Source organism: Tabrizicola sp. (assembly GCF_016793705.1).
Taxonomy (GTDB): Bacteria; Pseudomonadota; Alphaproteobacteria; order Rhodobacterales; family Rhodobacteraceae; genus Tabrizicola.
In genome coordinates, this window is record NZ_JAEULO010000026.1 from 1 (window position 1) to 24,190 (window position 24,190).

At 68.7% G+C, this 24,190-nt stretch carries 22 protein-coding genes; 11 read left to right on the top strand and 11 right to left on the bottom strand.

What is annotated here, in order from left to right; translation table 11 throughout:
- Positions 1-573, bottom strand: a complete 573-nt coding sequence (locus JNJ68_RS05750; RefSeq protein ID WP_294980065.1) for a DUF1285 domain-containing protein — start codon at positions 571-573, stop codon at positions 1-3.
- Between the two features lie 245 nt (positions 574-818).
- On the opposite strand from JNJ68_RS05750, the gene JNJ68_RS05755 reads away from it, so the two are divergent.
- The 5 genes from JNJ68_RS05755 (at position 819) to JNJ68_RS05775 (ending at position 8,922) form a co-directional block, all read left to right on the top strand.
- A complete protein-coding gene (locus JNJ68_RS05755; RefSeq protein ID WP_294980067.1) occupies positions 819-1,823 on the top strand; it encodes a MoxR family ATPase in 1,005 nt (334 codons plus the stop codon).
- The gene (locus JNJ68_RS05760; protein WP_294980068.1) at positions 1,820-2,707 is read left to right on the top strand and encodes a DUF58 domain-containing protein; all 888 of its coding nucleotides are present in this window, start codon (positions 1,820-1,822) and stop codon (positions 2,705-2,707) included. Before JNJ68_RS05755 ends, JNJ68_RS05760 begins: the two co-directional genes overlap by 4 nt.
- A complete protein-coding gene (locus tag JNJ68_RS05765; protein ID WP_294980070.1) occupies positions 2,708-5,494 on the top strand; it encodes a DUF4159 domain-containing protein in 2,787 nt (928 codons plus the stop codon).
- Positions 5,491-7,560, top strand: coding sequence for a hypothetical protein (locus JNJ68_RS05770; RefSeq protein ID WP_294980072.1), 2,070 nt, complete (start codon positions 5,491-5,493; stop codon positions 7,558-7,560). The genes JNJ68_RS05765 and JNJ68_RS05770 overlap by 4 nt, the downstream gene beginning before the upstream one ends.
- 111 nt (positions 7,561-7,671) lie before the next feature.
- Positions 7,672-8,922 carry an NAD(P)/FAD-dependent oxidoreductase gene (locus JNJ68_RS05775; RefSeq protein ID WP_294980074.1) on the top strand — a complete coding sequence of 417 codons (1,251 nt, stop codon included), beginning with the start codon at positions 7,672-7,674 and terminating at the stop codon, positions 8,920-8,922.
- Here the strand turns inward: JNJ68_RS05775 and JNJ68_RS05780 are convergent.
- Complete coding sequence (locus tag JNJ68_RS05780; RefSeq protein WP_363165458.1) at positions 8,890-9,576, bottom strand: DUF599 domain-containing protein; 687 nt, start codon at positions 9,574-9,576, stop codon at positions 8,890-8,892. The two genes, JNJ68_RS05775 and JNJ68_RS05780, sit on opposite strands and share 33 nt — an antisense overlap.
- 83 nt (positions 9,577-9,659) lie before the next feature.
- On the opposite strand from JNJ68_RS05780, the gene JNJ68_RS05785 reads away from it, so the two are divergent.
- The 6 genes from JNJ68_RS05785 (at position 9,660) to JNJ68_RS05810 (ending at position 15,849) form a co-directional block, all read left to right on the top strand.
- The gene (locus JNJ68_RS05785) at positions 9,660-11,093 is read left to right on the top strand and encodes an FAD-linked oxidase C-terminal domain-containing protein (protein WP_294980077.1); all 1,434 of its coding nucleotides are present in this window, start codon (positions 9,660-9,662) and stop codon (positions 11,091-11,093) included.
- A gap of 43 nt (positions 11,094-11,136) precedes the next feature.
- Entirely contained in the window at positions 11,137-12,219 is a 1,083-nt protein-coding gene (locus JNJ68_RS05790; protein ID WP_294980079.1) for an FAD-binding protein, read from the top strand.
- Complete coding sequence (gene glcF / locus JNJ68_RS05795) at positions 12,219-13,505, top strand: glycolate oxidase subunit GlcF (RefSeq protein WP_294980082.1); 1,287 nt, start codon at positions 12,219-12,221, stop codon at positions 13,503-13,505. Before JNJ68_RS05790 ends, glcF begins: the two co-directional genes overlap by 1 nt.
- An 86-nt stretch (positions 13,506-13,591) precedes the next feature.
- A complete protein-coding gene (locus JNJ68_RS05800; RefSeq protein WP_294980084.1) occupies positions 13,592-14,404 on the top strand; it encodes a trypsin-like peptidase domain-containing protein in 813 nt (270 codons plus the stop codon).
- Positions 14,401-15,243 (top strand): serine protease, encoded by an 843-nt coding sequence (locus JNJ68_RS05805; RefSeq protein ID WP_294980087.1) that lies wholly within the window; start codon positions 14,401-14,403, stop codon positions 15,241-15,243. Before JNJ68_RS05800 ends, JNJ68_RS05805 begins: the two co-directional genes overlap by 4 nt.
- 135 nt (positions 15,244-15,378) lie before the next feature.
- The gene (locus tag JNJ68_RS05810) at positions 15,379-15,849 is read left to right on the top strand and encodes an Hsp20 family protein (protein ID WP_294980090.1); all 471 of its coding nucleotides are present in this window, start codon (positions 15,379-15,381) and stop codon (positions 15,847-15,849) included.
- A 75-nt stretch (positions 15,850-15,924) separates the two neighbouring features.
- On the opposite strand, the gene JNJ68_RS05815 is transcribed toward JNJ68_RS05810, so the two are convergent.
- The 9 genes from JNJ68_RS05815 to yghU form a co-directional block, all read right to left on the bottom strand.
- Entirely contained in the window at positions 15,925-16,689 is a 765-nt protein-coding gene (locus tag JNJ68_RS05815) for an anti-sigma factor (RefSeq protein ID WP_294980093.1), read from the bottom strand.
- The gene (locus JNJ68_RS05820; RefSeq protein ID WP_294980095.1) at positions 16,689-17,201 is read right to left on the bottom strand and encodes a sigma-70 family RNA polymerase sigma factor; all 513 of its coding nucleotides are present in this window, start codon (positions 17,199-17,201) and stop codon (positions 16,689-16,691) included. The genes JNJ68_RS05815 and JNJ68_RS05820 overlap by 1 nt, the downstream gene beginning before the upstream one ends.
- Positions 17,202-17,220: 19 nt before the next feature.
- Positions 17,221-17,589 carry a hypothetical protein gene (locus JNJ68_RS05825; RefSeq protein ID WP_294980098.1) on the bottom strand — a complete coding sequence of 123 codons (369 nt, stop codon included), beginning with the start codon at positions 17,587-17,589 and terminating at the stop codon, positions 17,221-17,223.
- A 135-nt stretch (positions 17,590-17,724) separates the two neighbouring features.
- Positions 17,725-19,875 carry a von Willebrand factor type A domain-containing protein gene (locus JNJ68_RS05830; protein ID WP_294980101.1) on the bottom strand — a complete coding sequence of 717 codons (2,151 nt, stop codon included), beginning with the start codon at positions 19,873-19,875 and terminating at the stop codon, positions 17,725-17,727.
- Positions 19,872-20,408, bottom strand: coding sequence for an RNA polymerase sigma factor (locus tag JNJ68_RS05835; protein ID WP_294980181.1), 537 nt, complete (start codon positions 20,406-20,408; stop codon positions 19,872-19,874). Before JNJ68_RS05835 ends, JNJ68_RS05830 begins: the two co-directional genes overlap by 4 nt.
- Before the next feature lie 161 nt (positions 20,409-20,569).
- Positions 20,570-21,052, bottom strand: a complete 483-nt coding sequence (locus JNJ68_RS05840; protein ID WP_294980104.1) for a peptidoglycan-binding domain-containing protein — start codon at positions 21,050-21,052, stop codon at positions 20,570-20,572.
- A gap of 147 nt (positions 21,053-21,199) precedes the next feature.
- Positions 21,200-22,321: a pyridoxal phosphate-dependent aminotransferase gene (locus tag JNJ68_RS05845; protein ID WP_294980107.1), complete on the bottom strand. Its 1,122-nt coding sequence runs from the start codon at positions 22,319-22,321 to the stop codon at positions 21,200-21,202.
- Positions 22,322-22,396: 75 nt separating this feature from the next.
- Complete coding sequence (locus JNJ68_RS05850; protein WP_294980111.1) at positions 22,397-23,131, bottom strand: SDR family oxidoreductase; 735 nt, start codon at positions 23,129-23,131, stop codon at positions 22,397-22,399.
- Between the two features lie 75 nt (positions 23,132-23,206).
- Positions 23,207-24,073 (bottom strand): glutathione-dependent disulfide-bond oxidoreductase, encoded by an 867-nt coding sequence (gene yghU / locus JNJ68_RS05855; RefSeq protein ID WP_294980114.1) that lies wholly within the window; start codon positions 24,071-24,073, stop codon positions 23,207-23,209.
- Positions 24,074-24,190 lie beyond the last annotated feature (117 nt).

The window sequence follows — 24,190 nt, forward strand, 5'->3', positions numbered from 1 at the left end:
TCAGGGCAATTCCGACGAGGGGATCACCGGGAAGAACTGCCCCGAGGACCAGAGTCCGAACCACTTATGCCCGTCGTGGTCTTCATGGCAACCCAGATCGATCAGCCGGTAGAAGGATTTCCGGTCGATCAGCGCCCAGAGGTTGCGGCGGATCAGCACATAGGGCGAGGGCTCGCCGGTCTTTGCGTCGCGCTCCACCCGCAGGGGGTGGTCGGGGCCGAGGGTCGCCACGTCCTCGGTCCTGGTGGTGAAGGAGATCGTCTGGTCGCGGCCCGTGCCCTGCGCGTCGAAGTCCACGGCGAGGAAGGGGGCGTCGTCGACCTTGATCCCCACCTTCTCCACCGGGGTGACGAGGAAATAGTCGTCCCCCTCGCGCTTCAGGATCGAGGAGAAGAGCTTGACCAAGGGCGCCCGCCCGATCGGGGTGCCAAGGTAGAACCAGGTGCCGTCGCGGGCGATGCGCATGTCGAGGTCGCCGCAGAACGGCGGGTTCCACAGATGGACCGGCGGCGGCCCCTTCTGTCCGGCGGCCTTGGCGGCGGCGGCGAGCGTGTCGGCATTGGGTTTGGTCATGCGGGAAATGTAGCGGGCTTCGGCGCAGGTGCAACCGGGGGCGAGACCGGGAGGTCCGGCGCGCGGGTCGGGCCGGGGCCAAGTTTCTTGAGTAAGAAACTTGTCAAAATCCTTGCGGAAGGATTTTGGGTCTCCGCCCCGGCCCCTCTCTCACGATCATTTGTGTCAAGTCGCCTTTTGCCATTTGTGCCCGCCGGGATAGTTCGATTTACTGACGGCAACGGACCCTGAAGGGAGCATGAGGCATGGCCGACACCAAGGCGCTGGTCGCGGAAATCGAGGCGCTGGGCGCGACGCTTTCGCAGGCGAAGGCCTCGATCAACCGCCGGTTCATCGGGCAGGAGAAGGTGGTGGACCTGGTCCTTGCCTCGATGCTCTGCGGCGGCCACGCGCTGCTGGTCGGCCTGCCGGGCTTGGGCAAGACACGGCTGGTGGACACTTTGGGCACGGTGATGGGGCTGAAGGCCAACCGAATCCAGTTCACGCCCGACCTGATGCCGGCGGATATCTTGGGCTCGGAAGTGCTGGAGACCAGCGCGGACGGCGGGCGGGCCTTCCGCTTCGTCGAGGGGCCGATCTTCTGCCAGCTCCTGATGGCCGACGAGATCAACCGCGCCTCGCCCCGCACGCAGTCGGCGCTCTTGCAGGCGATGCAGGAGAAGGAAGTGACCATCGCGGGCCAGCACCGACCGCTCGGGCGCCCCTTCCATGTCCTCGCCACCCAGAACCCGATCGAGCAGGAGGGCACCTATCCGCTGCCCGAGGCGCAACTCGACCGTTTCCTGGTGCAGGTCGATGTGGACTATCCGACTCGCCAGACGGAACGCGACATCCTGATCGCCACCACCGGGGCCGAGGAGGCCGAGGCGCATCAGGTCTTCATCGCCCAAGGACTGATCGACGCGCAATCGGTGATCCGCCGGATGCCGGTGGGCGAGGCGGTTGTGGAGGCGATCCTCGACCTCGTGCGGGCCTGCCGTCCGGGGGAACCCGAGGGCCGCGAGCTGGCGGATGCACTGTCCTGGGGGCCGGGGCCGCGGGCTGCACAGGCGTTGATGCTGATGGTCCGGGCGCGGGCGCTTCTGGACGGGCGGCTCGCGCCGTCCATCGGCGACGTGGCCGATCTGGCGCAGGCGGTGCTGGTGCACCGGATGGCCCTGTCCTTCGCGGCGCGGGCACGCGGCGAGACGCTGGCCGGGATCATCGCCCGTGTGACGAACCGGGTGCTGAAGCTCGAGGCGGCGGCGTGAGTGCAGCCCCCCAGTCTTCGACCGGCGACCTGCGCACCCGCGCGGAAGCGCTGGGGCAGACCCTGCCGCCCTTGCTGGCCGAGGCAGAGATGCTGGCCTCGACCGTGATGATGGGTGAGCACGGGCGGCGCCGGGCGGGGCTGGGGGATGAATTCTGGCAGTACCGCCCGGCTCATGCCGGCGATTCGGCGCGGATGATCGACTGGCGGCGCAGCGCCCGGTCGGACGCGCATTTCGTGCGTGAGCGCGAATGGCAGGCGGCGCAGTCGGTGACGATCTGGGTCGATCCGGCGAAATCCATGTCCTTCACCGGCGACAGGTCGCGCGCGCCGAAGGCGGACCGGGCCAAGCTTCTGGGCCTCGCGCTGGCCGTGCTGCTGCTGCGCGGGGGCGAACGGGTGGGCCTTGCCGGTCTTGCCGCCCCGCGTGCCGGTCGGGCCCAGCTTCTGCGGCTCGCGGCGCGGCTGTCGGGCGAGGAGGCGGGCGAGGACTATGGCGCCCCCGTTACCGAAGGCATGGTCAGCCACGGGCGCGGCGTTTTCCTGTCGGATTTCCTCGGCGACCTCTCGGGGATCGAGGCGGGCCTCGCGCGCGCGGCCGACCGCGGGGTGAAGGGCGTGCTGATCCAGGTGCTTGATCCGGCCGAGGAAGACTTCCCCTTCGACGGGCGCACGATCTTTGAATCGATGGGCGGGACGCTCCGGCACGAAACCCAGCGGGCGGGCGACCTGCGCAGCCGCTACCTCGCCCGGCTGGCCGAGCGCAAGGATCGCCTTGCGGTGCTTGCCCGCGCGGTCGGCTGGCACTTCACCACCCATCACACCGGCGCGCCCGCGCAGTCGGCGCTCCTTTGGGCCTATCTGGCGCTGGAGGGAGGGCGGTAGATGTTCACGCTCGGCCCCCTCGGATTTACCGTCCCCTGGCTTCTGGTCGCGCTGATCGCGCTGCCGATCCTCTGGCTCCTCCTGCGCGCCGTGCCGCCTGCGCCGATCCGGCGGCGGTTTCCCGGCGTGGCGCTGCTCTTGGGCCTGAAGGACGAAGAGGCCGAGACCGACAAGACGCCGTGGTGGCTTCTGCTGTTGCGGACTCTGGCGGTGGGGGCGGCGATCCTGGGCTTTGCCGGGCCGATCCTGAACCCCGAGGACCGGGCGCCGGGCACCGGCCCGTTGCTGATCGTCGTGGACGGCGGCTGGGCCGATGCCCGCGACTGGCCGCAGCGGGTGGCCAAGGTCGAGGCGCTGGTGGGTGAGGCGGGGGCTGCGGGACGGACGGTCGCCGTCGCCCGGCTGACCGATGCGCCCGAGCCGGTTGCCTTCCAGACCGCCGAGGCCTGGGCGGGCCGGGCGGCGGGATTGCAGCCTCAGGCCTGGGCGCCCTCGGGTCTTGCGGATTGGACGGGGGCTTTGCCCGAGGGCGGATTCGAGACGGTCTGGCTGTCGGACGGGCTGGAACATGAGGGGCGCACCGAGCTTCTGGCCGCCTTGCAGGCCAAGGGGGACGTCCGGGTGATCGAGGACCCGCGCACCGTCTTCGGTCTGCATCCTGCCCGGTTCGAGGACGGCAGGATCATGCTGCGCGCCAGCCGGGTGCCTGCGGGCGAGGCGGCGACGGTCGATGTCATCGCGCAGGGGCCGGACCCGGCGGGAATCGAGCGGGATCTGGGCCGGGTCGCCCTGGACTTCGCCAGCGGGGCCGCGACGGCGGAAGCCGCGATCGACCTGCCGCCGGAACTGCGCAACCGCGTCACCCGTTTCGCGATGGAAGGCGCACGGACGGCGGGAACGGTCAGCCTGGCCGACGACAGCCTGAAGCGCCGCAAGATCGCGCTGATCAAGGCCGGGGCGGATCAGGAGACGTTGCAGCTTCTCTCGCCGCTGCACTACCTGCGGCAAGCCCTGGCGCCGACGGCCGACCTGATCGAGGGCAATCTGATCGACACCCTGAAGGCGAATCCCGACGTGGTGATCCTGGCCGATGTCGCCGACGTGACCGAGGCCGAGCGCAAGGCCACGCTGGAATGGGTGGAGAAGGGCGGCCTTCTGCTGCGCTTCGCAGGGCCGGTGCTGGCGGCAAGCGATGTGAGCCGCGCCGAGGAGGACCCGCTGATGCCGGTCCGCCTGCGCGAGGGTGGCCGCACCGTCGGCGGCGCGATGAGTTGGGGCGAGCCGAAGGCGCTGGCCCCGTTCCCTGAAGGCTCGCCCGTCTGCGGCCTGACTGCGCCTTCGGACGGGGTGGTGCGCGAACAGGTGCTGGCCCAGCCCGACCCGGACCTGGCAGAGCGCACCATTGCCGCGCTGGATGACGGCACACCGCTGATGACCCGCAAGGTCGTGGGTGCGGGGCAGGTGGTGCTGGTGCATGTGACGGCGAACGCGGAGTGGTCCTCGCTGCCCCTGTCCGGGTTGTTCGTTCAGATGCTGGAACGGCTGGCGGTCTCGACCCGGGCCGCCGCGCCGGGACCCGCGGACCTCGCGGGCCAGACCTGGGTGCCGGAAGTGGTGCTGGATGCCTTCGGCCAGACTTCGGACGCGGGCGACCTGCCGGGGGTCGAGGGCGAGGCTTTGGCAAAGGCGGTGGCCTCGGGGCCGACGGTGGCGCATCCGCCCGGACTTTACGCCGGTCCCGACCGCCGCGTGGCGCTGAACGCGGTGGGGACGGAGACGGAGCTGGAGCCGATGGCCTGGCCCGCCAGCGTTCCTGTGGATCGGCTGGAGGCGCGGGCGGTGCAGGCGCTGAAGGGCCATTTCCTGACTTTCGCCACCGTCCTCCTTCTCCTCGACGTGCTGGCCGCGCTCTGGCTTGCGGGCCGCCTGCGCGGATTGGCGCGGGGCGTTGCGGTGCTGGCGGTGGTCCTGCTTGGGGCCTTCCCTCGCGGGGCGATGGCGCAGGACGACGGTCCGAAACCCGGAGACGATTTCGCGCTGGAAGCAACAACCGCTGTCGTGCTGGGCTATGTCCTGACCGGCGACCCGAAGCTTGACGAGTTGTCGCGGGCGGGGCTCCTGGGCCTGTCCGACAAGCTCTGGCAGCGCACCTCAGTCGAGCCGATGATGCCGATGGGGGTGGATCTCGAGACGGACGAGCTGGCCTTCTTTCCCTTCCTCTACTGGCCGGTTGCGGCGGGGGCGAAGCAACCTTCGGACGCGGCCTATGCGAAATTGAACCAGTACCTCCGCACCGGGGGCATGATCCTGTTCGACACCCGCGACGCCGACCTGACCGGCTTCGGTGGCGGCACCACGCCGGAGGGTCAGGCGTTGCAACTGATCGCTTCGGGGCTGGACATCCCGCCGCTGGAACCGATGCCGCCCGACCATGTGCTGACCCGCACCTTCTATCTCTTGCAGGACTTCCCCGGTCGCCATCAGGGCGGGCAGGTCTGGGTGGAAGCCGCCCCGAACGCCGAGGCCGAGGCCGCGGAGGGGATGCCGTTCCGCAACCTGAACGACGGGGTGACGCCGGTGGTGATCGGCGGCAACGACTGGGCGGCCGCCTGGGCGACGGATGACGCGGGCATCCCGCTTGTGCCCATCGGGCGCGGCTATGCCGGTGAGCAGCAGCGCGAGATCGCCTATCGCTTCGGGATCAACCTGATCATGCATGTGCTGACCGGCAACTACAAATCCGATCAGGTCCATGTGCCCGCACTTCTGGAAAGGCTGGGGCAATGAATGCCTCGCTGGTCTTCGCGCCGCTGGTCGGCTGGGGGCTGATCTGGGCGCTGGCCGGGGCGGCGCTGGTGCTGGTGGCTTTCGCGCTCTGGCGCGGGCTTTCCGGCTGGTGGCTGCGCGCGCTGGCGCTGGCCGCGCTGGTGCTGGCGCTGGCGAACCCGGCCCTGCAGGAGGAGGAGCGGCAGAACCTTTCCGACATCGTGATCCTTGTCGTGGATGACAGCGCCAGCCAGTCGCTTGGCGACCGAAAGGCGCAGACGGAGGCTGCGGTCGCGGCGGTGCAGGCGGAAATCGCGCTGATGCCGAACACCGAACTGCGCATCCACCGCGTCGGCGACGGCGAGGAGGATGCGGGCACCCTCGCCCTCTCCGCGCTGTCCGAAGCGCTGGCCGAGGAACCCCGGGCCCGTGTGGCGGGGGCGATCCTGATCACCGACGGGCGGGTGCATGACCTTGGCGTCGTGCCGAACCTGCCCGCGCCGTTGCAGGTGCTCTTGACCGGGCGCGAGGCCGACTGGGACCGCCGGATCGTGGTGAAGAACGCCCCCGCCTTCGCCATCATCGGCGAGGAGTTCAGGCTGGAGCTGAAGGTCGAGGATATCGGCGCTCCGCCCGACCTTGGGCCGGAGGTCGACCTGACCATCTCGATCGACACCGAGGAGCCCGTCACCTACACCGTGGCGCTGAACCAGGACCTCGAACTGCCCGTCACCCTGCCGCATGGCGGGGCGAACGTGCTGCAATTCTCCGTCGCGCCGGTGCAGGGCGAGATCACCGACCGCAACAATGCGCTTGCGGTGCAGATCAACGGCGTGCGCGACCGGCTGCGGGTGCTTCTGGTCAGTGGCGAGCCCCATGCGGGCGAAAGGGTCTGGCGCAACCTGTTGAAATCCGACGCGGCGGTGGACCTGGTGCATTTCACCATCCTGCGCCCGCCGGAAAAGCAGGACGGGGTGCCGGTGGACGAGCTGTCGCTCATCGCCTTCCCGACGCGCGAGCTGTTCGTCGAGAAGATCAAGGAATTCGACCTGATCATCTTCGACCGCTACCGGATGCGGGGCATCCTGCCGATGTCCTATATCGACAACGTCGTAAACTATGTCCGCGAGGGCGGCACCGTTCTGGTCGCTGCGGGGCCGGAGTTCGGTGCGGTCGACAGTCTCTACCGCTCGCCCCTCGCCGACATCCTGCCGGTCGCCCCGACGGCGCAGGTGATCGAGGAGGGCTTCCGCCCGAAGATCACCGAGCTTGGCCGCCGCCATCCGGTGACCGAAGGCCTGGAGAAGGAGGCCCCGGAAGGCGGCTGGGGCCGCTGGTTTCGCCAGATCGAGGTGGAGCAGATCGCCGGTCAGGTGCTGATGTCGGGCGCGCATGACCTGCCGCTTCTGGTGCTGAACCGGGTCGACCAGGGCCGGGTTGCGGTGCTCGCCTCCGACCAGTCCTGGCTCTGGGGGCGGGGCTACGAGGGCGGCGGGCCGCAGCTGGAACTCCTCCGGCGGCTGGCGCACTGGATGCTGAAAGAGCCGGAGCTGGAGGAGGAGACCCTCACTGCCGAGGTGGCGGGCGAGGCGATGACCATCACCCGCCGGACGCTCGCCGAGGCAGACCCCGGCCCGGTCACGATCACCGCGCCGGACGGGACGGTGACGGAACTGGCGATGCCGCTTGCCGCGCCGGGCCGCTACGAGGCCGGGTTCAAGGCGCCGATGCTGGGCCTCTACCGGCTGGACCAGGGCGAGTTGACGCGCGTCATCGCGGTCGGCCCGGCGACGCCCCGCGAATTCGTCGAGACCATCGCCTCGGGCGCGGAGCTCGCGCCGCTGGCCGAGGCGACGCGGGGTGGCGTCACCCGGCTGGAGCCGGGCAACCCCGACATCCGCACCGTGGCCGAGGGCCGGGTCGCGGTGGGCAGGGGCTGGATCGGCATTACCCCGCGCGAGGCCTATCTCACCACCGAGGTCAACGTGGCACCCGTCCTGCCCGCCTGGGCCTGGCTGCTGCTCGCGGCGGGGCTGGCCGTGGTGGCCTGGCTGATCGAGGGCCGCAAGGGCGCGAAGGCGGGCTAGGGCGGACCCGGGGTCAACCCCCGGACCCCCGGGAAAGGCAGAACGGCGGGGCTTGGCCCGAATCGCTGTCTTCCCGCATCCTTTCCGCATTTCAGGCGGGAGGATTTCGTGATGACGGATGTCGATGTGGCAATCGTCGGCGCAGGCTGTGCCGGTCTGGCGGCGGCGAAGCGGCTGCGTGCGGCGGGGCTGACGTTCCGCGTCGTCGAAGCGATGGACCGGATCGGCGGGCGGGCCTGGACCACCACCGCCGACTTCGGCATCCCCTTCGACGTCGGCTGCGCCTGGATCCATGCCGCCGACCGCAACCCCTTCTTCTCGGACGCCCGCTCGGCCGGCTGGACCTTGCAGCATCACGACATGGCACTGGACCACCTGTGGTTCGGCAGGCGCCGGGCCAGCGACGCCGAGATGGAAGCCGAACGCCGCGCCGAGGCCGAGCTTCACGCCTGCATCGAACGCCACAAAGGCGAAAGCGACCGGCTTTCCACCCTGGTCGAGGCCTGCCACGGGCTGCGCGTCAGCGCCACCTTCGCCGGGCCGATGGACTTCGGCGCCGATGACGACGAGATCAGCGTTACCGACTACCGTGCGGCGGCGGACCTCGACCCGAACTACTTCACCAAGGAAGGCTTCGGCGCCCTGATCCACCGCTGGGGCGCCGACGTGCCGGTCACGCTGGATTGCCCGGTCCGCCGCATCCGCTGGGACGGGCGGGGGGTCGGCGTGGAGACCGCGCAGGGCACGATCCGGGCGCGGGCAGTGATCGTCACCGTCTCGACCGGCGTCCTCGCCTTCGAGGACATCGCCTTCACCCCCGACCTGCCCGACCGCCACCTGGAGGCGATCTTCGACCTGCCGATGGGCCTTCTGACCAAGGTGCCGCTGAAGATAGAGGGTACGCGTCTGGGCCTGAGGCCCTTCGACGACGTGCTGATCGAGCGCCACGCGCGGCACGACCTCTATTTCCTCGCCTTCCCTTTCGACTGTGACCTGATGGTCGGCTTCGTCGGCGGCGATTTCGCCTGGGAGATGGAGGCGGCAGGACGGGACGCCGCGGTGGATTTCGTCACCGACCGGCTGGTGGACATCTTCGGCTCCGGAGTTCGCCGCGCCGTCACCCACGGCACGATGACCAACTGGGGTGGCGAGCGCCATGTCCGGGGCGGCTATGCGGCGGCGCGCCCAGGCAAGGCCCATGCCCGCTCGGTGCTGTCCGATCCGGTGGGCGAGCGCATCTGGTTCGCCGGAGAGGCGCTGGCGGGCGGCCTGAAGCAGACTGCCGGTGGCGCGCGCCTCTCGGGCGAGGCGGTGGCGGCCGGGGTCATTTCACGGCTCGCGCGACAGGATCACCCGGCGTGAGTGGCTGGCGAACTCGCGCCGGATCAGGATGCCGGTGGCCAGCACCGTGCCCGCCAGAAGCCCCCAGGGTCCAAGCAGCCATCCGAGCGCCGCGAGGGCATAGTAGATCGACCTGAGCCCCCGGTTGAAGCTTTTCGCCGCGGTGATGTTGATCTCGGCCGCCTGTCCCGCGCGGTGGAAGGCCAGGGGATCGCCGGGGTCGTTCGGGACGGCGGCCATCAGGATCGAGCAATAGCCGAAGAGCCGATGCGCCCAGACGAATTTCAGAAGCGCATTGGCCAGGAACCCGATCACCGGCAGCATCTTTACCGCGACATCGGGGCCTCCGGTGATGGGCAGCTCGTCGGCCAGCCGCTGCACTGCTGCCGCATTGCCGATCACCGCCACCCCGCCGCCGATGGCGATCATGCAGGCGCTGGCGAAGAAGGCCGTACCCTGCCGCAGGCTGTCGATCAGCGTCGCGTCGAAGATGCGCGGCTGGCGGGTGACGAAGGTCCGCATCCAGTCGCGCCGGTAGTCCTCCATCAACCATGAGACGGACGGCAGTCCGCGAGGCGGACGTTCGCTGAACCAGCCGGAGGCGAGCCAGGCAAGGGCCAGCAGCGCCAGCATGACAAGGTCGATGAGGGGGATCGCGCCGAGGTTCATCGTCATGCGCCCAAGGTAGGGCCGGGGTTTTTCCTTGTCAGCCGGTGAAATTGGTTATAATTTCTTACCAGTCATCGGGGGAATTGCCAGTGGACATGCCAGCACCCGACCAGGGCGTCATCGCGCGGAAGGCCCGGATCGTCGCGCGGCTGCGCTCAGTCCTGCCCGTTGACGCGGTGATCGACGCGCCCGAGGAACTTCGCGCCTATGAATGCGACGCGCTGACCGCCTATCGCTGCCCGCCCCTCGCCGCGGTGCTGCCACGGACGACCGCGGAGGTCAGTGCCGTGTTGCGCATCGCTCATGAGGAGGGCGTTCCGGTGGTCCCGCGCGGCTCGGGCACCAGCCTCGCGGGTGGCGCGATGCCGACCGCCGACTCTGTGATCCTGGGCGTCGCGCGGATGAATGCGGTCATCGAGACCGACTATGAGAACCGCTTCATCCGGGTGCAGTCGGGGCGGACCAACCTCTCCGTCTCGGGCGCGGTCGAGGCGGAGGGGTTCTTCTACGCCCCCGACCCCTCCAGCCAGCTCGCCTGCGCCATCGCCGGGAACATCGCGATGAACTCGGGCGGGGCGCATTGCCTGAAATACGGGGTGACGACGAACAACCTCCTCGGCGTGACGCTGGTGCAGATGGACGGCACCGTGGTCACGCTGGGCGGACCCTGGGGCGAGCCTGCGGGGCTGGACCTGCTGGGCGTGGTCTGCGGGTCGGAAGGCCAGTTGGGCGTGGTGACAGAAGCCTGGCTCCGCATCCTGCCGAAGCCCGAAGGCGCCCGGCCCGTTCTGGTGGGGTTCAATTCCAACGAAGTGGCGGGGGCCTGCGTCGCCGACATCATCCGGGCGGGCATCCTGCCCGTCGCCATCGAATTCATGGACCGCCCCTGCATCCGCGCCACGGAAGCCTTTGCAAGAGCGGGCTACCCGGATTGCGAGGCTTTGCTGATCATCGAGGTCGAGGGGGCCGAGGCCGAGATCGCCGAGCAGTTGGGCCGGATCAGGCAGATCGCGCTGGCTCACGACCCGGTGGAGTTCCGCGAGGCGGCGGACGAGGATCAGGCGAAACGCATCTGGCTGGGCCGCAAGTCGGCCTTCGGTGCGATGGGGCAGATCAACGACTATATGTGCCTCGACGGGACGATCCCGGTGTCCTCGCTGCCCCATGTCCTGAAGCGCATCGGCGAGATGAGCCGCGACTTCGGGCTGGACGTGGGCAATGTCTTCCATGCGGGCGACGGCAACATGCACCCGCTGATCCTGTTCGACGCGAACAAGCCCGGCGATCTGGAGAAATGCGAGGCCTTCGGGGCCGAGATCCTGAAGCTCTGCGTCGAGGTCGGCGGCTGCCTGACCGGCGAGCATGGCGTGGGCATCGAGAAGCGCGACCTGATGGCGGTGCAGTTCGCGCCCGAGGACATGGAGGCGCAGATGCGGGTGAAGGATGTGTTCGATCCGAAATGGCTTCTGAACCCGGCGAAGGTGTTTCCCCTTGCCGCAACCGCAACCCGGCGCGCCGGATGAAATCTAAAAATTTTCTAGAAAATTTTTAGATTACGGAGGGATGATGCGGCCTTCGACCGAAACGGAACTGGCGGAAGTCATGGCGGGGGCCAGCGGCCCGTTGCTGGTGCGCGGTGGCGGGACACGGACGCTTGGCCACGCGGCGGGCGAAGTGCTGGAAACCGGCGGCCTGACCGGGGTGGAGCTCTATGAACCCGGCGCACTCACGCTGGTGGTCCGGTCGGGAACCCCGGTGGCCGAGGTGGAGCGGGTTCTGGTGGCGGAACGGCAGCGGCTGGCCTTCGAGGTGCCGGACATGCGCGGGCTCCTGGGACGCGAGGGCGTCTCGACCATCGGCGGGGTGGTGGCCGCCAATGCCGCCGGCCCCCGCCGGGTGCAGGTTGGGGCTTGCCGGGATGCCTGTCTCGGCGTGCGCTTCGTCGATGGCATGGGCACGGTGGTGAAGAACGGCGGTCGGGTGATGAAGAACGTCACCGGCTATGATCTGGTGAAGCTTCTGGCAGGAAGCCGGGGCGTGCTGGGTGTCCTGACCGAGGTCAGCTTCAAGGTTCAGGCCCTGCCAGAGGCCGAGGCGACTCTGGTCATAGAGGGACTGGATGACGAAGCAGGCCTCAAGGCGCTCCGCACCGCTCTGGGGTCGCCCTTCGATGTCTCCGGGGCAGCGCGGCATTCGGGGCGCAGCCTGATCCGGGTCGAGGGGATGGCGGGGTCGGTCGCCTATCGCACCGGTCAGCTGCGCGAGCGGGTTGGCGGCGAGGTGATGGTGGCCGAGGGCGAGGGCTCGGCCGCGCTCTGGCGCGAGGTGCGGGATGTGGTCCCCCTCCACGGCAAGCCGGGCGAGGTCTGGCGCATCGCCACCCTGCCCACTGCCGCAGCCGAAATCGTCGCGCAGCTGGGGGGCGAGGCGCTCTGGGACTGGGGCGGGGGGCTGGTCTGGCTGGCTCTCGACCCCGGTCGCGGGGCCGAGGTCGCGGCCGCAGTCGCCGGGCGCGGTCACGCGACGCTGGTCAAGGGTGAGGGAGGGCCGGTCTTTCCGCCCGAAGCGCCGGAAGTGGCCGCACTCGTCGCCGCGCTGAAGGCGAGGTTCGACCCGCGCGGAATTCTCAACCCGGGGATGATGGGCTGATGCAGACGAATTTCACTCCCGAGCAACTGAAGGATCCCGGCATCGCCCGCGCGAACCAGATCCTGCGCTCCTGCGTGCATTGCGGCTTCTGCACCGCCACCTGCCCGACCTACCAGGTCCTCGGCGACGAACTCGACTCCCCGAGGGGCCGCATCTACCTGATCAAGGACATGCTGGAGGCGGGGCGTCCGGCGGACGAGAGGACGGTCAGGCACCTGGACCGCTGCCTCTCCTGCCTTGCCTGCATGACCACCTGCCCGAGCGGCGTGCACTACATGCACCTGATCGACCATGCCCGCGCGCATGTGGAAAAGACTTACCGGCGGCCCCTGATGGACCGCACCCTGCGTGCCGTCCTCGCCCGGATCATCCCCTATCCCCGCCGCTTCCGGCTGGCGCTGCTGGCCGCCAAGATCGGCAAACCCTTCGCCTGGGCGATCCCCGACAGGCGCCTGAAGGCCATGCTAGCGATGGCCCCGAAGACCATCCCCCCCATGAGCCGCAACGACGATCCGCAGGTCTTCCCGGCGCAAGGTGAGCCCCGGATGCGGGTCGCCCTCATGACCGGCTGCGCGCAGAAGGCGCTGAACACCGACATCAACGACGCCACCATCCGCCTGCTCCGCCGCCTCGGCTGCGAGGTGGTCATCACCAAAGGCCAGGGCTGCTGCGGGGCGCTGACGCATCACATGGGCAAGGAAGCGCTCGCCCATGCCCAGGCCGCCGCCAGCATCCGCGCCTTCCTGGCGGAGAAGCGGGCAGGGGGGCTGGACGCCATCGTCATCAACACCTCCGGCTGCGGGACGACGGTGAAGGACTACGGCCATATGTTCCGCAACGACCCCCTGGCCGAGGACGCCGCCACTGTCGCGGGCCTGACGAAGGACATCTCCGAACTCCTCGCCACCCTCGGCCTGCCCCAGGGCGCGCCAAAGGGCCTGCGCGTCGCCTATCACGCCGCCTGCTCGCTTCAGCACGGCCAGCAGATCAAATCCGCCCCGAAGGACCTGCTGAAGCGCGCGGGGTTCGAGGTGGTGGAACCCGCCGACAGCCATCTCTGCTGCGGGTCAGCAGGGACCTACAACCTTTTGCAACCCGGGATCAGCGGCGAGCTGAAACGCCGCAAGGTGCAGACGCTGGAGGCGAAATCCCCACAGGTCATCGCCGCAGGCAACATCGGCTGCATGATGCAGATCGGCTCCGGTACCACCATTCCCGTCGTCCATACCGTCGAGCTTCTCGACTGGGCGACCGGCGGGCCACAGCCGCGCGCCTTGACAGGGTGACCGCGAACCCGCGCTTGCGCGACAGGCCTCAAATCCGCCAAAGTCATCGCATAGGCCTCAAGGCCGCGCGGGGAAGGGAGGGTTCCATGCGTCACCTGATCCCCCGGGCCCTGTTCCTGCTGGCGCTTCTCGCCCTTGCCGGGCCGACACGGGCGCAAGACGGCATGGTCAAGCTTGAGACCGCCGACGATTCGCGTGGCTGGGATGCGGTGGGCAAGCTGATCCTCGGCAAGCGCGGCTTCTGCACCGGGGCGCTGATCGGCCCGCAGCTGGTGCTGACCGCCGCGCATTGCCTTTACGACAAGACCACCGGGGTAAAGCTCCGCCCCGAAGAGATCGAATTCCAGGCCGGGTTCCGCAATGGCCGCGCCGTCGCCTACCGCCGCGTCAGCCGCGCCGTCGCCCACCCCGACTACCGCTTTTCCGCCGAGGACAAGCTGGACCGCGTGACCGACGATATTGCGCTGCTGGAATTAAGCCAGCCGATCCGCCTTCCCTCGCTGGCGCCCTTCGAGACCGGCGCCGCCCCGGTCGAGGGCGATCCGGTCGGAGTCGTCTCCTATGCGCAATACCGGGAAGAGGCGCCCTCGATCCAGGAGGGCTGCGAGGTACTGGCTGGCCAGCGGCAGGCGCTGATCCTGACCTGCAACGTCGATTTCGGCTCCTCCGGCGCGCCGGTCTTCTCCTTCCGCGACGGGGTGGCGCGGGTGGTCTCGGTGATCTCGGCCAAGGCCGAGGTCGATGGCCGCAAGGTCGCCGTTGCCGTCCCGCTGGCCGAGCCGCTGGTCGCGCTGCGCGCCGCGCTGGAAGACAGCCGCGCCGGGTCGGGGACCGGGGCCAAATCGGTAAGCGTGCTCTCCGGCGGCAATGGGGAGGGGGCAAAGTTCGTCAAGCCATGAAAGCGCTTTTCATCCTGCTGGCACTGGCGGGTCCTGCTGCCGCAGACGGGAATTCGTCGCTGGACGAGCTGACCACGCGCGAGGAGCTGCGCGGCTTCGAGCCTGTGGGCCGGGTCGACATCGAGAACGGTGGCTTCTGCACCGGCGCCCTGATCGCCGCCAACCTGGTGCTGACCGCTGCCCATTGCGTGATGAACCCGGACGACAGCCCCGTCGATGCCGGACGGATCACCTTCAAGGCCGGTTTCTCGCACGGCATTTCGCTGGCCGAAGTCCCGGTCGCCCGCACCATCGTCGATCCTGCCTACCGCAAGCAGAACCCCGCGTCGATCGAGATGGTCGAGCGCGACGTGGCGCTGTTGCAGCTGGCCGACCCGATCCCCAGTTCGGTCATCTCGCCCTTCGGCGTCGCCCGGCCCGGCACCGGCGACGAGGTCAGCGTCGTCTCCTATGCGGAAGGGCGGGAAGAGGTGCTGTCCTGGCAGCGGCTCTGCAAGGTCGTCGGGCGCGAGGATCGGCTGATCGCCTTCGACTGCGACGTGACCTTCGGCTCCTCCGGCGCGCCGGTGTTCGACCGCTCGGGCTATCGCGCGAAGATCGTCTCGATCATCTCGGCAGGCGGCGAGATGGACGGCACGACGATCGCCTTCGGGATGGAACTGCCAGAACAGGTCGACCGGCTGAAGGCCGCGCTGCGCAAGGGTGACGCCCTCAGCGTGGCGAACCCCGGCGCGACGGTCGGCACTGTGCCCTCCGGAATGCCCGGCACGCCGGGCAAGCGAATCATCATGGGCCCCGATGGCGGCACCGGCGGCGCGCGCTTCGTCTCGCCGCCCTGATCGCGGTTTCCAACCCTTGAAAGCGCAATTTGCGCTTCCTACCTGACACTCATCCGGGTGCCATGACGGGCCCGGCTGAACCCGCCTTGCCCCCGAAAAGGGAAGGCCCCTGACATCGCTTCCAGGAGGATGACAATGCGCAACCTTGATTTCGCGCCGCTTTACCGTGCCACCGTCGGCTTCGACCGCATCGCCGACCTGATGGACCGGGTGCTGTCCACCGACGTGGCCCAGCCCACCTATCCGCCCTACAACATCGAGAAGACCGCCGAGGATGCCTATCGCATCTCCATCGCCGTCGCCGGCTTCACCCCCGAGGAACTGAGCGTCGAGGTCCGCGATGGCGCGCTCTTCGTCTCGGCCCGCAAGACCGCCGAGGACACCGAACGCAGCTACCTGCACCGCGGCATCGCCACCCGCGCCTTCGAGCGCCGCTTCGCTCTTGCCGATCATGTCCGCGTCGCGGGCGCGGTGCATGAGCACGGGATGCTCCACATCGACCTCGTCCGCGAAGTGCCCGAGGCGATGAAGCCGCGCCGGATCGAGATCGCTCATACGAATGGTGCGACACCGGTGATCGAGGCCAAGCCTGAAGCGGTGAACTGAGCCATCCCACCCGGGAACCAAGGGGCGCGTCGGGAAACCGGCGCGCCCCTTTTCACGACCGCCGGGCCGCTGGGGTCAGGCCTCGGTCAGGTCGTGATAGGCCGCGATGGCCAGCCGCCGCAGCGTGTCGCGCGGCAAGTCCCCGACCAATGCGCAACCAAGATCGCCCTCGATCCACCAGAACGCCTGGCGTCCGGGCTCTTCGGCAAAGGCCAGGTCGCTCTCGCCATCCGCGCTGCGGGTGAGGTAAAGCGCCAGCCGCCGCCCCAGATCGTCCTCGTACATCAAGAGCGCGGCGGGAGAGGCCCTGCCCGGCAAAAGCCGCCCGCCGATCAGCCGGAAGCCATCCTGCGACAGGTTCGGCGGGCGGAACGGTGTGCCAAGCCGCTTGGACAGCCATTGCACCAGATGCGCTTCGTCCTCGGCGCCGACCTCGACAGGATGCCGGGTCTCGACGGAATAGGTGGCAAAGCTGGTCATCGCCGCCTGCGCCAGGGTCGGCGCGGGCGGGGCTTGAGTGAGGAGTGCGCCCCCCCAACCGGCGGCGAAACCCAGGGCCAGCAATGCGACGGCAGCCGCGATGCGCCAGAACGGCGCGGTCGCGCGGGGAGACCGGCGCCGGGCTTCCGCCAGCGGAGCCAGCAGGCGGGCAGGCAGGGGCTCGTCCGCGACCGGCGCGTAAAGTGCCCGCAAGGCGGCATCCTCGCGGTCCCAGTCAGCCAGACGCGCGGCCAAGGCGGCATCCTCGACCGCAAGCGCCTGAAGCCGCGCCTGATCGGAGGCGCTGCCGTGCCGCAGCCGCAGGGCCTCTTCCGCAGGGATCGACGCGATATCCGGCATCACTCGCTTACCTTTCCGCTCCGGGGCGACCGTGCCCCGCGCCCCGTCATCTGCCGCAAGGCCTGACGCGCCCGGGCCAGCCGCGAGGCGAGCGTACCCTCGGCACAGCCCAGCACGCTTGCCGCTTCGGCAAGGTTCATCCCCTCCAGTGCCACCAACAGCAACGCCGCGCGCTGGTCCTCGGGCAGGCGCCCCATCGCGGCATGAACCTCGGACAGCGCGAGCCGTCCTTCGGCAACACGGGCGTCGGAGGCATCGGCCAGGTCCGGCACCAGCGCCAGGACGGTGGCCGCAGGACGGTTCCGCCGCAAGCCGTCGCGGAAGCGGTTCATCAGGATGCGGCACAGCCAGGCCCGCACCGGACCCTCGCCGCGCCACTGACCCTGCCGCGCCAGCGCCGTCTCGAGCGTGTCCTGGACCAGATCGTCCGCCGCCTCGCGGTCGCGCGTCAGCGCCCGGGCATAGGCGCGCAGGCCCGGGATAGCGGCCTCGATCTGGTCCAGGAATGGCATTGCCAGCCGGGTCCTTGCGTCAGTCTGCCTTGGCGGTGTGCCAGACGCCGTTGACGCCGTCACCCGTCATGTCGCCCGGCTTGGTGTCCTTGATCCAGAGGTACAGCGGCATCCCGTCATAGGTCCACTGCTTCGTGCCGTCGGTGCGGTCGGTCAGGCCGTATTCGCCCTCGGCCACGGCATCGGCGGCGGCGATCAGCGGCGGCCAGTTCACCGCGCAGTTGTCATAGCAGGCGGACATGCCGCCCTCGTCCTTGTCGAAGATGTAAAGCGTCATGCCGTTGGCATCGGTCAGAACGCCGTCCTTCTCCATCACGGCCATGTTTTCGGCCAGGGCGGGCACCGCCAGAAGCGCAACAGCGGCGAAGGCAAGCACGGAACGGGTCATCGGAAATCCTCCATCGGGCTTCGCAGGCCGGAAGCCGTGGCGAGCGACCATCGCGGCCACCTGAACAGAACGACGCAGCCGGAGCGGGTTTCATCCCGCACCGGCCGGCCCCTCACGCGCAAGTGATCTGCGCGGTCAGTTCGCCGCCAGGCTCTGTGCCAGCCGCATCAGGTTCACCGCCTCGACCCGGTAGCCGAAGGCATCCTCGCCCCGGTTCGCCACCGCCAGCGCGATGGCCTCGTCCCAGCCCCAGTCGCCCAGGTAGACCGAGCCTTGCAGAAGCTGCCCGAACCCGGCGATGGCGGCGGCGAAGCGGGTTTCCGTCGACGCCGCCTCCTGCCCGGTGATCGGCGTTTCCACCAGCGTCGAATTGTCCTCACCGGGAGCCTTCCAGCGCAGCCGCAGGAAGCCCAGTTCCCCCGCCGTCCCCTCCGCCGGGGCCGCGCCATAGCGCAGGGGATCGTTCAGCAAGGCATCCGACCCCGGCGCCGTCACCTCGTAGATCGCCGTCACTTGCGTCCCCGCCCCGATCTCGCCCGCATCGACCTTGTCGTTGTTGAAATCCTCGCGGCGAAGGGACCGCGTCTCATAGCCGATCAGCCGGTATTCCGCGACCGTGGCCGGGTTCCATTCGACCTGGATCTTCACGTCATCCGCAATCGGGAACAAAGCCCCGGTCAGCTGGTCGACCAGCACCTTGCGGGCTTCCGACAAAGTGTCGATATAGGCCGCCGTCCCGTTCCCGTTCTGCGCCAAGGCCTGCATCACCGCGTCGTCCAGGTTGCCGCGCCCGAAGCCCAGGACCGACAGATAGGTGCCGCTCTCGCGCTTCTTGGCGACATAGGCCTCCAGCCCGTCGGGATCGCTGACACCCACGTTGAAGTCGCCGTCGGTGGCCAGCAGGATGCGCGTGACCTCACCGTCCGCCTTCATGCCCTCGGCCACCTGATAGGCCAGCTCAAGCCCCTCGGCCCCGGCGGTAGAGCCACCGGCAGCAAGGTTGTCGAGCGCCGCCATGATCGCCGCGCGGTCGGCGGCCTTGGTCGGCGGCAGCACCTCTCCGGCGGACCCGGCATAGGTGACGATGGAGACCTGATCCTCCGGCCGCAGTTCCGCCAGCATCAAGGACAGCGACTGCTTCAAGAGCGGCAGCTTGTTGGCATCCTCCATCGACCCCGAGGTGTCGATCAGGAACACCAGGTTCAGCGGCGGCCTTGCCGTCACTTCCGGCAGCGCCCCCTGGATGCCGATGGTGACGAGCCGCGTGCCGGGGTTCCAGGGCGTCGGCATCACCGACACGGTCGAGGCAAAGGCCGCATCCCCCTCGGGCGCCGCATAGGCATAGGGGAAATAGTTCACCATCTCCTCCACTCGCACCTGTTCGGGCGTGGGCAGGTAGCCCCCGGTCAAGGAGGACCGCACCACGGCATAGGAGGCGGTATCCACGTCGATGGAGAAGGTCGAGACCGGCTCCTCCGCCGTCATCTTCACCGGGTTCGGGGCCTCGTTGGAATAGGCCTCGGTGTTCTCCACCGGCGCGGGCATGATGTCCGGCGCGGTGGCAATCGCGGTGGAGGGCGCGGGCAGATAGGCCATCGCGCCGTCGCCTTCCATCTTCGCCTCCGCCCGCAGGCGCGGTTCGGCATCCATCACCAGGCCACCAACCGCCGGGTCGGCAGGCATGGCTTCCTCCGCCATCTCCATCGGAGCCTCGGGCTCGGGCTGGGCCAGCGTCGCGTCGGCATTGCCATCGTCGGCACGCGCCAGTTCGTCCGAGGGCGTGACAACCGTCGTCGGCTTCGCCACGGTCGCGTCCGTCGCCGCACTGGCGGCGCTGTCGGTCACGACGGTGCCCTCGACACCGGGCGCAGCCTCGTCCCCCGTCGCGGCAACGGCTTCCTTTTCCGGGGCCTGCGCCTCGGTCGTCACCGGCGCTTCCGCGACTGGCGTTTCCACCGGCGGAACGGTCTTCGGCGCTTCGACCACGGTCGGCTTGCCGAGGCGCAGGTCGGCCACCGGCAGGATCACCGCGACACCGATGATCAGCGCCGCGACCGAGGTGGTGGCGGCAAGGGCAGGGCGGGAGGTCAGGTAATTCAACATGCGACGTACTCCGTTCAGGGGGGCCGCCTCGTGGCGGTCCTCACTGGAACGGGGCAGCTCGGTCGATCCTTGGAGCCGGTCAAAATTTTCCATCGCCAGCTGCATGGCGCGCGCCTTCGCATCGTCATCCGGCGCAGGGGCCGCCTTCAGCGCGCGGCGGAGGTCGTCAAGATCTTCGGTCATTTCGCCTCCTCCTTCGCCATGGCCCGCAGGCGTTTCTTCACTTCGCTCATCCGCCAGGCAATCGTCCCCTCGGACACGCCCAGCACCACCCCCGCCTCTCCTTGCGTCATCTCCTCGCCCAGCACCAGCGCCACCGTATCGCGCAGCTCGGGGCTCAACCGCGTCATCGCCTGCGCCAGCCAGTCCGCCGCCTCGGCCTGCACCGCGATCTCGTCCTGTCGCGCAATCTCCCAGTCGCCCCAGCCCTGCGCGGCGCGGCTGCGGGTCTGCTGTCGGCGACGAAGATCATGCGCCGCATTCACCACCACCCGGTACAGCCAGGTGGTGAACCGTGCCTCGCCGCGCCAGTTCCGCAGCTTCACCGGCAGCGCCGCGCAGATGTCCTGCGTCAGGTCCTCGGCTTCGGCCTTCACGCCGGTCAGCCGCCAGGCAAGGCCATGGATGCGGTCGTAATGCCGCCCGACCAGCACGGCAAAGGCCGCCCGGTCGCCTTGGGCAGCAGCAGTCGCCAGCATCTCGTCGGGCGTGTCCATCAGCATCACGTTATCTGGGACGCGCGCCGAAGGGCAGTCCTTGGATCGGGCCTTGGGCCGGGCGCGAAAATCCCTCCCCCGGACAAAAAGACCCCCGGTCCGGACGGGGGCCGGGCCGGGGGTTGCGGGGCTTTTCAAATCCTGGACCAAGGGAAGTCAGGTCAGTAAAGCAGCCCGTCGTAGACGCCATAGGCGGCAGAGGTGGACCTCAGGCTCTGGCCCTCGTCGCGGGCATAGGCGGCGACGGCATTGTAGGTGCCCGGCCCGAAGGCGCCGTCGATCCCGCCGCGATAGTAGCCCCAGGCGCGCAGGTTGCGCTGGATCGCCTTGCGTTCGCCCAGCGAATAGCTCTGGAAGGCGCGGGCCGCCGGCGTGCCGTAGATCGACGTGGTGTGGCGTGGCTCGACGTAGACCGGGCGTGGCTCGACATAGGTCGGGGTGGCGGTGTAGCCGCGGTCATAAAGCCGGGCCTTGCGATTGTTCTTCAGCAGTTCGTCGACAATGATCGCGGTGGTGACGCCGGCGACGAAGCCCTGTTCCTTGTCACCCCAGGCGAGCGCTGGGGTGGCAGGCACCGCCGCGATGGAAAGCGCGGTCAGGCCGGCGATCAGGGTGGTCTTCGCATTCATGACAGAGAGCAGCATGGCGTGTCCTTTCGTGGGTTTCCCGAAGCAGCTCGGGTTGATGCCACTGGTTATGGGCCTGCCGGTCCCGCTAGGCAAAATCAGCGCCGCGCTAGGGGAAAGCGCGGTCTTGTTATGGGATAACGCATTATGAATCAGATGGTTGCGTCAAGTCCGGTCGCTGGCGAGCAGCGCCGAAAGCCGTCCTAAACCTTCCTCCAGCCGCGCTTCCGGACCGCCCCCCGCCCCGATGCGGATGTGGTGGGCCAAGCCGTAGGCCGATCCGGGCAGAAGAAACGTCCGGTAGGGGGGTGCCAGAAGCGCCCGCGCCAACGATTCGCCGTCGGTCCCCGTCACCCGCGCCAGGCCGATCAGCCCCGCCTCGGGCCGGTGCCAGTTCAGGCGCGGCTCGTCGCTCACGAAACGGTCCAGCCGGTCCAGCACCTCGGCGCCTTCCGCCCGCGCCCGCCCCAGCGCCGCCGCCAGCCGCTCGGGCCTGAGCGCAATCTCGGCGATATGTTCGCCAAGGACGTTCATGATCTCGGAGCTATTCTCGCGCAGGATCATCGCATCGCGGATCACCTCGGGCGACTGGCAGACCATCCAGCCCGTGCGCAGCCCCTGCAACCCCAACGCCTTCGACACCGACCCCGTGGTGATCCCGAACCGCGTCAACCCGGCGATGGAGGGCAGTCGCGCGCCAACCCATTCCAGCCCCGCATAGACCTCGTCCACCACCAGCCAGATGCCGTGCCGCTCGGCCAGTGCCGCCAGCGCATGCAGATCGGCCTCGGGGATCAGCCGCCCGGTGGGGTTGTTCGGATTGGTCAGGAAGATCATCCGCGTCCGGGGCGTGATCGCCCGTGCCACCCAGTCGGGGTCCAGCGCCCAGCCTTGCGCCTCGTCGCGGGGAACCTCCACCAGCCGTGCGCCGATGGCCTTCGCCATGACGCCTGCCTGCGGCCAGCCGGGAGCCTCGGTGATCACCTCGTCGCCCGCACTCAGCAACTGCCGGAACAGTAGGTAGTTCGCCTCCGCCGCCCCTGCCGTGATCAGCACGCTGTCCGGGGGCAGGTCCAGCCCTGCCTGATCCAGCACCCGCTGCCGCAGGGCCGGAAGGCCGAGGAAGCTCTTGCCGTTCCAGTCCAGCGACAGCGCGGGGTCGAGCTCCGCGAGGAAGTCTTTCAGCCGGGGCGAGCGCGCGAGCGAAAACCCGATGAAACACTCCGGCGGCTCGGCGGCGGTGGTCTCCAGCAGGTAGTCGAACAGCTTGTGTATGGTGACCTTCATCCGCCCCCTCGCGCAACCCCAAGAATTTTAAGTAAAATTCTTGTCAAATTCCTTACTGAAGGAATTTGGTCCCCTTCACCGCACGTCGCGCCCCTGGTTCAGGATGATCACGTTCCCCGAACACACATTCCCCGCAGGCGAGATCAGGAAACCCACCCAGGCCGCAATCTCCTCCGGCTGCATCGCCTGCCCGTGCGGCATCGCGCCGATCGCCTTCGCCAGTACCTCCTCGGTCAGCACGTTGAAGAGGGGCGTCTCGGTCATCGCCGGCGCGATGGAGTTCACCGCGATCTTCTCGCGTGCATAGCGCCGCGCAAGATCCTTGGTCAGCGTGTCCATCGCCGCCTTGGATGCCCGATAGTGCGGCGGGTCGAAGACATCGAAATTGTAGGCGCCGTTCGACGAGATGTTGACGATCTTCCGCACCCCCGGCCGGCCGGCCATCGCCTTCACCGCCCCCTGGCAGCAATGGAAGGCCGAGGAGAAGTTGATCGCCATCTGCCGGTCCAGCTCTGCCGCCGGGATGTCGGGGAAATCCGACATGAAGCAGGTCCCGGCGTTGTTCACCAGCGCGTCCACCCCGCCGAAGCGCACGGTCAGCCGGTCGAACAGGTCGGCAATCGCCTCGGGGTCGGTCAGGTCCACCGCCTCGGCCACGAATCCCGCACGGTCCGCCGCCATCGCCAGCAGGGCAGGGCCGTCGATGTCGACGCCCACCACCGTCATCCCGTCCAGGAGAAGCCGGTCGACGAAGGCGCGCGCCAATCCTCCTGCGGCTCCGGTGACGACGGCAATGCGGTGGGGTGTCATGTCGCGCTCTCCCGGTCGGTCTTGCGGCCAGCCTAGGCGAAGCCCCGGGCTGGCTCAATCCATCCGATCTGCGGCTCAGGGCGCCTTGGGCAGCTTGTCGAAATCTGCCGCCGAATGGCGCTCCGGCAGCTGCTCCCAGGGTTCGCCCCAGGTCCGGTTGACCTTGCGGCCCCGGATCACTGCCGGGCGGGCGTCGATGCGCCGGGCCCAGGCCATGACGTGCTTGTAGCTGTCCGCATCCAGGAATTCCGCCGCGTTGTAGGACCGGCCCAGGACCAGGCCGCCGTACCAGGCCCAGATCGCCATGTCGGCCAGCGAATATTCCCCCGCCATCCACTCATGCGTGGCCAGATGCCGGTCGAGCACGTCCAGCTGGCGCTTGGCCTCCATCGCATAGCGGTTGATCGCATATTCGATCTTCACCGGAGCATAGGCGTAGAAATGCCCGAACCCCCCGCCGACGAAGGGCGCCGAGCCCATCTGCCAGAACAGCCAGCTGAACATCTCGGCCCGCTCCGAAGGATCCTTCGGGATGAAGGCCCCGCCGAACTTCTCGGCCAGATACAGCATGATCGAGGCAGACTCGAACACCCGTTGGGGCGGGTTCGCGCCGTGATCCATCAGCGCCGGGATCTTGGAATTCGGGTTCACCTCGACGAAGCCGGACCCGAACTGGTCGCCCTTGCCGATCTCGATCAGCCAGGCGTCGTATTCGGCATCGAACCCCGCCTCCAGCAGCTCCTCCAGGAGGATCGTCACCTTGATCCCGTTCGGTGTCGCCAGCGAATAAAGCTGCAAGGGATGCTTGCCCACCGGCAGCGCCTTGTCATGCGTCGGCCCGGCGACGGGACGGTTGATGCTTGCGAAAGTACCGCCCGAGGGCTGCTCCCATTTCCAGACCTTTGGCGGGGTATAGTCGTTCGGCATGGCTGAACCTTGCATCCGTTGAACCTGAACCGAAAAGCTAGTGCATCGCCAGCCGACCTTCCAGAGGGCCCCACCTGCGGCAAAGGGCTGCGTAAATGCACAGCAACAAAAAAGGGCGGCCCGAAAGCCGCC

Bases quoted from the DNA above. Each gene is read 5' to 3' on its own strand.
- JNJ68_RS05780 (WP_363165458.1), bottom strand. From the start codon at position 9,576: ATGACGATGAACCTCGGCGCGATCCCCCTCATCGACCTTGTCATGCTG.
- JNJ68_RS05835 (WP_294980181.1), bottom strand. From the start codon at position 20,408: ATGGACACGCCCGACGAGATGCTGGCGACTGCTGCTGCCCAAGGCGAC.
- JNJ68_RS05845 (WP_294980107.1), bottom strand. From the start codon at position 22,321: ATGAAGGTCACCATACACAAGCTGTTCGACTACCTGCTGGAGACCACC.
- JNJ68_RS05800 (WP_294980084.1), top strand. From the start codon at position 13,592: ATGCGTCACCTGATCCCCCGGGCCCTGTTCCTGCTGGCGCTTCTCGCC.
- JNJ68_RS05825 (WP_294980098.1), bottom strand. From the start codon at position 17,589: ATGACCCGTTCCGTGCTTGCCTTCGCCGCTGTTGCGCTTCTGGCGGTG.
- JNJ68_RS05820 (WP_294980095.1), bottom strand. From the start codon at position 17,201: ATGCCATTCCTGGACCAGATCGAGGCCGCTATCCCGGGCCTGCGCGCC.
- JNJ68_RS05775 (WP_294980074.1), top strand. From the start codon at position 7,672: ATGACGGATGTCGATGTGGCAATCGTCGGCGCAGGCTGTGCCGGTCTG.
- JNJ68_RS05810 (WP_294980090.1), top strand. From the start codon at position 15,379: ATGCGCAACCTTGATTTCGCGCCGCTTTACCGTGCCACCGTCGGCTTC.
- JNJ68_RS05850 (WP_294980111.1), bottom strand. From the start codon at position 23,131: ATGACACCCCACCGCATTGCCGTCGTCACCGGAGCCGCAGGAGGATTG.
- JNJ68_RS05840 (WP_294980104.1), bottom strand. From the start codon at position 21,052: ATGCTGCTCTCTGTCATGAATGCGAAGACCACCCTGATCGCCGGCCTG.
- yghU (WP_294980114.1), bottom strand. From the start codon at position 24,073: ATGCAAGGTTCAGCCATGCCGAACGACTATACCCCGCCAAAGGTCTGG.
- JNJ68_RS05770 (WP_294980072.1), top strand. From the start codon at position 5,491: ATGAATGCCTCGCTGGTCTTCGCGCCGCTGGTCGGCTGGGGGCTGATC.
- JNJ68_RS05750 (WP_294980065.1), bottom strand. From the start codon at position 573: ATGACCAAACCCAATGCCGACACGCTCGCCGCCGCCGCCAAGGCCGCC.
- JNJ68_RS05805 (WP_294980087.1), top strand. From the start codon at position 14,401: ATGAAAGCGCTTTTCATCCTGCTGGCACTGGCGGGTCCTGCTGCCGCA.
- JNJ68_RS05755 (WP_294980067.1), top strand. From the start codon at position 819: ATGGCCGACACCAAGGCGCTGGTCGCGGAAATCGAGGCGCTGGGCGCG.
- glcF (WP_294980082.1), top strand. From the start codon at position 12,219: ATGCAGACGAATTTCACTCCCGAGCAACTGAAGGATCCCGGCATCGCC.
- JNJ68_RS05790 (WP_294980079.1), top strand. From the start codon at position 11,137: ATGCGGCCTTCGACCGAAACGGAACTGGCGGAAGTCATGGCGGGGGCC.
- JNJ68_RS05830 (WP_294980101.1), bottom strand. From the start codon at position 19,875: ATGACCGAAGATCTTGACGACCTCCGCCGCGCGCTGAAGGCGGCCCCT.
- JNJ68_RS05815 (WP_294980093.1), bottom strand. From the start codon at position 16,689: ATGCCGGATATCGCGTCGATCCCTGCGGAAGAGGCCCTGCGGCTGCGG.
- JNJ68_RS05765 (WP_294980070.1), top strand. From the start codon at position 2,708: ATGTTCACGCTCGGCCCCCTCGGATTTACCGTCCCCTGGCTTCTGGTC.